Genomic DNA, 4,698 nt, shown 5'->3' with positions numbered 1-4,698 from the left:
GTACATCGGCGGCATGCCCCTGGCCCTGTTCGTCGGACGGGTCGACCAAGATCTCGACCCGCGCAGCCAGGCGGCACGCGCCTGCCTGGCCACCATCGGCGTGCAGGCTTATCCACAACAGCAAATCGTTCTCGCCGATGCCCGCGATCTCGACCCCGGCGAGCGCGAAGCCCTGCTCGGCTCCCAGATCCTGCGCTGCCCGCTCGACGAAGTGCTGGCACACCTGCAACCGCAGGAGCGCATCTACCTGCACTGGGACACCGACATCATTGACGACCCGGCCCATATGCCTGCGCTCAAATACCACGTCCAGCGCGGCCCCAGTGCCGCGGACATGGCCGACTTCTTTGGCGCCCTGCGCGCGTACAACATCGTCGCCGTCTCCGTCTCTGCATGGCATGAGGAACAGGACGCCGACAACCGGACCGCCCAGGCCTGCCTGGAGATCTTGAACACGCTGCTCGACGCCTGAGGCCGCGCTGCCCGGTTGTCGTCAGAACGGCGTCGCCGTGTTGTCCTGCAAGCCCATCGCGCCCAAGGCCCTGGCCTCCATCATGAGATGACCACCCAATACAGAGGGTGAGAAATCAGCCGTGCCGGCGGGCTTTTGCCCTTCGGTCCAGGCCTGCAGCGTCTCGGCCGCCATGGGCCGCGCCAGGAAATAGCCCTGCAGTTCGTCGCAGTGCAGCGCCAGCAGGATGTCGCGTTGCCCCTTGGTCTCCACACCTTCGGCGACGACGCGCAACCCCAGCTCATGGGCCAACTGGATGACGGCGCTGACGATGGCCTTGGCGTCGCTGCTGGTCTCGACGTCGGCAACGAAGCTGCGATCGATCTTGAGCTGGCGGGCGGGCAGCTGGCGCAGATAGCTCAGGCTGGAATAGCCGGTCCCGAAATCGTCGATGGAGAGAAACACGCCGATCCGGGCTAACTCCTCGAACGCGCGCTGCGTGCTTTTGAGATCCTCCATCGCGACGGATTCGGTGATTTCGCAAAGCAGTTGGGAGGGTTCGACCAAGTTCCTGGAAAGGGCCGCTTCGATCCGCGCCGCCAGGTCTTCCTCGCGCAGTTGATGCACCGACAGGTTGATCGCCACGCGCATGTGCAGCCCGATCTCGGCCCAGGCGCGCATCTGCCGGCAGGCCTCTTCGATGACCCAGCTGCCAAGGCCGTTGATGAGGCCGAAGCGCTCTGCGAGAGGGATAAACAGACCCGGGGCCAGCAGGCCGCGCTCCGGATGATTCCAGCGCAGCAGGGCTTCGACACCGCGGATCTGGCCATGCTGGCCATCGATCTTGGGTTGGTAATAGAGCTGCAGTTGCTCATGCTCGATGGCATGGCGAAGGTCGTTCAGCAGATTGAGCTGCTCCTGCGCACCTTCGTCCATATGCGCCTCGTACAGCGCATAGGTGCTGCCCCCGGCGCGTTTGGCGGTGTACATCGCGGCGTCCGCATGCATGACCAGCTTGTCGCCGTCACCGTGATCAGGGTAGGCGGCGATGCCAACCGATCCAGACAAGGCGACCCGGCGGCCGCCGATCTCCAGAGGTGCCGCCAGTGCCTCGATCAGGCGGCGGGCGAGGCTGACGCAGTCCACCAGGCTGCTGACGTCCTCCATCAGCAGAACGAACTCGTCGCCACCGATGCGCGCCACCGTGTCGGCGTCGCGGGCCGCTGAACGCAGGCGCACGGCAACCTCCCTCAGCACCGCATCGCCGGCGGCATGGCCGAGCGAGTCGTTGACCGGCTTGAAGCCGTCCAGGTCGACAAACAGCACGGCCACCTTGCCGGCATTGCGCTCCGAGATCTGCTCGCCGTTGCGCGCATGGCGCTGCAGCGCGTGGGTCAGGCGGTCCTCGAACAGCATGCGATTGGGCAGGCCGGTGAGCGGATCCTGGAAGGCACGCCGGCGCAGCTCCTCGTTGGCCGTTTCCAGCTTCACGTTCGCGACCTTCAGCGAGCTGCGCATGCGGGCGTCGAGGGTCGAAGTGAACAAGGTCATCGCCAGCAACGCGACGGATGACACCGACACCATCATCCCGAGCTGCGGGCCTGCCAACGCGTCAGCGCTCAGGCAGACGGTGCCGGCCGGAAAACTAGCCGCCGCCATGCCCGTGTAGTGCATGCCGCAAATGGCGATGCCCATCACCAGCGCGGCCAGGGGCTGGAAGACCATGCCGCGCCTCTCCCCCATCTTGCGCAGCCAGAAGAAGATCAACAACGCCGCCGCCGACGCAGCGATCGCGATCAGCGCCGATGCCGCGACCAACAGCAAATTCCAGACGATGCCGGGCGACATGTCGAGCGCCGCCATGCCGGTGTAGTGCATCGCGCAGATGCCCAGCCCCATCGCGATGGCACCACCGGCCAGGCGGCGCCAGGTGAGCTCGCCTTGGCTCGCGACAAACAGGGCGATGGCCGACACGGCGACCCCGGCGACCCACGATGCCACTGTCAGCACCACGGTATAGCCGAGCGGAATCGGCAGAGAGAAGGCAAGCATGCCCACGAAGTGCATGCACCAGATGCCGGTGCCCATCGCCAGCGAGCCGCCGACCCACCAATTCACGGCGACGCCGCGGTCACGGGTGCGGACCCGCTTGGCCAGATCAAGCGCAACATAGGACGCAAAGCTGGCGATCAGCAGCGACGCAGCGACCACCCACGGGGCGTAGCTGGAGGGCAGATATTGCATGGCTAACTGTTCGCCTCCCTGGCGCCAGATATCAGTGGGAGTCCACGGAACATGCAAGCCCCTTGGATTCCCGCAATCGCCGCTGACTCTACCCGCTTGGTCGTGGGCAGCCAACTCACGCTGGATGACGGCCATGCAGGCGGCATCGCGTTAGCATGACCATCTCAAGCGTTGCATCGGGATGCCATGAAACACCGCCTCGTGACCGCCGCCCTCTTGCTGGCCGCCCTGGCCTGCTATGGCATTGGGCTGGATAGCGGCGCCACCGCCCTGCTGGCCCTCGGCGGTATCTTCGAGCTGGCGTTCTGGGCGCGCGCATTCCCCGGCTTTGGTGTCCTGTCCCGCACCCAGCGAAGGAGCCCGCAATGAAGTTCGATCTCCCAGGTTCTGCCCTCGGCCTGCTCGCAGGCTGCGCGGTCGCAACGAGCGCCGTCGCGGGTGCACCCGCGCGAACCCAACCGGTTGCGCCGGCCTCGATACCGGGCGACCCGGCTCAGACGGCCGAGCCGCGGCGCGGTGAAGACGCGGTTCAATGGGACCGCCTGGAGCCCGGCACCCTGGAACGTTTGGCCAAGGACCGCACCACACCGAAAGCGCCGACGTTTCCCGCCGAACGCCGGTAACGCGAAGGTTCAGCCCACCGAGACCAGGCGGCGCGCCGCTGCGGCCGGTTCCCGCTCGCGGCGGGACGCTCGTGACTCACGGCCTTTGCGTTTCAACAGTTCCCGTATCCGCCGCAGGCTTCGCCGCATGACGGCGATCTCCTCGCGGCCCGGGAAAGCCACTCGCGGCATCGGCGGCGCTTCGGCAATTTCGGCCAGCCGGGACCGATCAAAACTCTGGGTCATGGCACGCTCCGGCAGTCGCAGCGAATGCCATCCTGGGCGCCCCACCCAAGCTGGCTTGTAGGACGCCGGCTCATCCCGCCGCCGCATCCCTAATCTGCGGACTCTGCATGGCGTAGGCCGACGCTTGCAGCACGGCGGGGACTTGTCCTTCATGCGCCTCGCTCCAACGGCACCACGATGGCGGTTTCATGGGCATTCCAGGAGACTTCCATGTCAGACGACAAGACCAAGACCGGCGGCCAGGATCGCAGCCGCATCAGCCTCAGCGAGGACTACGAGGTGCGCGACTGGGCCACGAAGTTCGGCGTGACGCCGGACGAGCTCAAGGCGGCCGTGAAGGCAGTTGGCAACGACGCCGCGGCTGTTGAGGCTCACTTGAAAGCCAGCAAGCGGTAACGCCGTGCGGGTCGCGACCTGGAACGTCAACAACGTCGTCAGGCGGCTCCGCGGCAAAAGGCGTCAACAAGTCATCGCGAGTAACCGGAAAGCACCAGATCTGCCCGGCGCCAGACGCAGCCGGCACTTGGATTGCCCCGCTTCCCAGCCAGCAACGGTACCGGCACTGCCGGGCTGGCGAAGCCCGATCAGTGCCTGATCCACCAGGAGTACGTCATGAGCATCCGCCGATTCACTTCATGGCAGACGCCGGTCCGCACGGTTGTTGCCGCAGCGGCCGTGGTCGCGATCGTGTTGCCCATCACCGCGCAAACGCAGAGTGCAACGGAAATCTACCAACAGGAACGCGCCAATTGCCTGTCCGGCAACACCATCCAGTCGCGTTCCGACTGCCTCTACGAGGCCCGCTCCGTGCTGCGTGACCGGCGCGCCGGCGACCTCGAGCCCGGCGACGCAAACGCTGTCGCCACTCCATCCGGGAATACCGGCAGCATGGACGCCCTGCCGGCGCGCGCAGACCGCCACTGAGCCTCTTTAGCTGGGCTGCCGGCGCCCCATTGGCGCGCCGCCGCGTTGCWCTGCATGCCCGTCGTGTCAGGAAATTATGACGGGCAGGGAGACCTGCACCTCATCGGAACCACCGGCCGTGCTGCGCATGCGCTTGACGGCGGCCTGAACGTTCTTGTAGTTCTCCTTGGGGCCTGATTGCGGCAGCACGTCGAGGACCTGGTTGCCGCGGATCTTGATCAGTGTCTGCAC

General features: G+C 66.1%; 7 protein-coding genes. 5 read left to right on the top strand and 2 right to left on the bottom strand.

Going from position 1 to position 4,698, the window contains the following annotated elements; translation table 11 throughout:
• Positions 1 to 472, top strand: a 472-nt coding sequence (locus ACXJKR_RS24650) for an arginase family protein (RefSeq protein ID WP_457325056.1), incomplete at its 5' end; no start/stop codon positions are given.
• A gap of 21 nt (positions 473 to 493) precedes the next feature.
• On the opposite strand, the gene ACXJKR_RS24645 is transcribed toward ACXJKR_RS24650, so the two are convergent.
• Complete coding sequence (locus tag ACXJKR_RS24645; RefSeq protein WP_457325055.1) at positions 494 to 2,695, bottom strand: putative bifunctional diguanylate cyclase/phosphodiesterase; 2,202 nt, start codon at positions 2,693 to 2,695, stop codon at positions 494 to 496.
• A gap of 186 nt (positions 2,696 to 2,881) precedes the next feature.
• On the opposite strand from ACXJKR_RS24645, the gene ACXJKR_RS24640 reads away from it, so the two are divergent.
• The gene (locus tag ACXJKR_RS24640; RefSeq protein ID WP_056193870.1) at positions 2,882 to 3,064 is read left to right on the top strand and encodes a hypothetical protein; all 183 of its coding nucleotides are present in this window, start codon (positions 2,882 to 2,884) and stop codon (positions 3,062 to 3,064) included.
• Entirely contained in the window at positions 3,061 to 3,318 is a 258-nt protein-coding gene (locus ACXJKR_RS24635; RefSeq protein WP_457325053.1) for a hypothetical protein, read from the top strand. The genes ACXJKR_RS24640 and ACXJKR_RS24635 overlap by 4 nt, the downstream gene beginning before the upstream one ends.
• A 9-nt stretch (positions 3,319 to 3,327) precedes the next feature.
• Here ACXJKR_RS24635 and ACXJKR_RS24630 read toward each other — a convergent pair whose 3' ends face one another.
• Positions 3,328 to 3,543 carry a hypothetical protein gene (locus tag ACXJKR_RS24630; protein WP_157281209.1) on the bottom strand — a complete coding sequence of 72 codons (216 nt, stop codon included), beginning with the start codon at positions 3,541 to 3,543 and terminating at the stop codon, positions 3,328 to 3,330.
• A gap of 210 nt (positions 3,544 to 3,753) precedes the next feature.
• Between ACXJKR_RS24630 and ACXJKR_RS24625 the strand changes: the two genes are divergently transcribed.
• Both ACXJKR_RS24625 and ACXJKR_RS24620 read left to right on the top strand, forming a co-directional pair.
• Complete coding sequence (locus ACXJKR_RS24625) at positions 3,754 to 3,939, top strand: DUF3606 domain-containing protein (protein ID WP_457325052.1); 186 nt, start codon at positions 3,754 to 3,756, stop codon at positions 3,937 to 3,939.
• A 216-nt stretch (positions 3,940 to 4,155) separates the two neighbouring features.
• The gene (locus ACXJKR_RS24620; protein ID WP_457325051.1) at positions 4,156 to 4,467 is read left to right on the top strand and encodes a hypothetical protein; all 312 of its coding nucleotides are present in this window, start codon (positions 4,156 to 4,158) and stop codon (positions 4,465 to 4,467) included.
• Positions 4,468 to 4,698: the final 231 nt, after the last annotated feature.

Source organism: Roseateles sp. P5_E11 (genome assembly GCF_054049355.1).
The sequence above is the reverse complement of the archived record's forward strand: the minus strand, read 5'-3'. Positions and strand labels throughout refer to the sequence as shown.

Bases quoted from the DNA above. Each gene is read 5' to 3' on its own strand.
- ACXJKR_RS24645 (WP_457325055.1), bottom strand. From the start codon at position 2,695: ATGCAATATCTGCCCTCCAGCTACGCCCCGTGGGTGGTCGCTGCGTCG.
- ACXJKR_RS24640 (WP_056193870.1), top strand. From the start codon at position 2,882: ATGAAACACCGCCTCGTGACCGCCGCCCTCTTGCTGGCCGCCCTGGCC.
- ACXJKR_RS24635 (WP_457325053.1), top strand. From the start codon at position 3,061: ATGAAGTTCGATCTCCCAGGTTCTGCCCTCGGCCTGCTCGCAGGCTGC.
- ACXJKR_RS24630 (WP_157281209.1), bottom strand. From the start codon at position 3,543: ATGACCCAGAGTTTTGATCGGTCCCGGCTGGCCGAAATTGCCGAAGCG.
- ACXJKR_RS24625 (WP_457325052.1), top strand. From the start codon at position 3,754: ATGTCAGACGACAAGACCAAGACCGGCGGCCAGGATCGCAGCCGCATC.
- ACXJKR_RS24620 (WP_457325051.1), top strand. From the start codon at position 4,156: ATGAGCATCCGCCGATTCACTTCATGGCAGACGCCGGTCCGCACGGTT.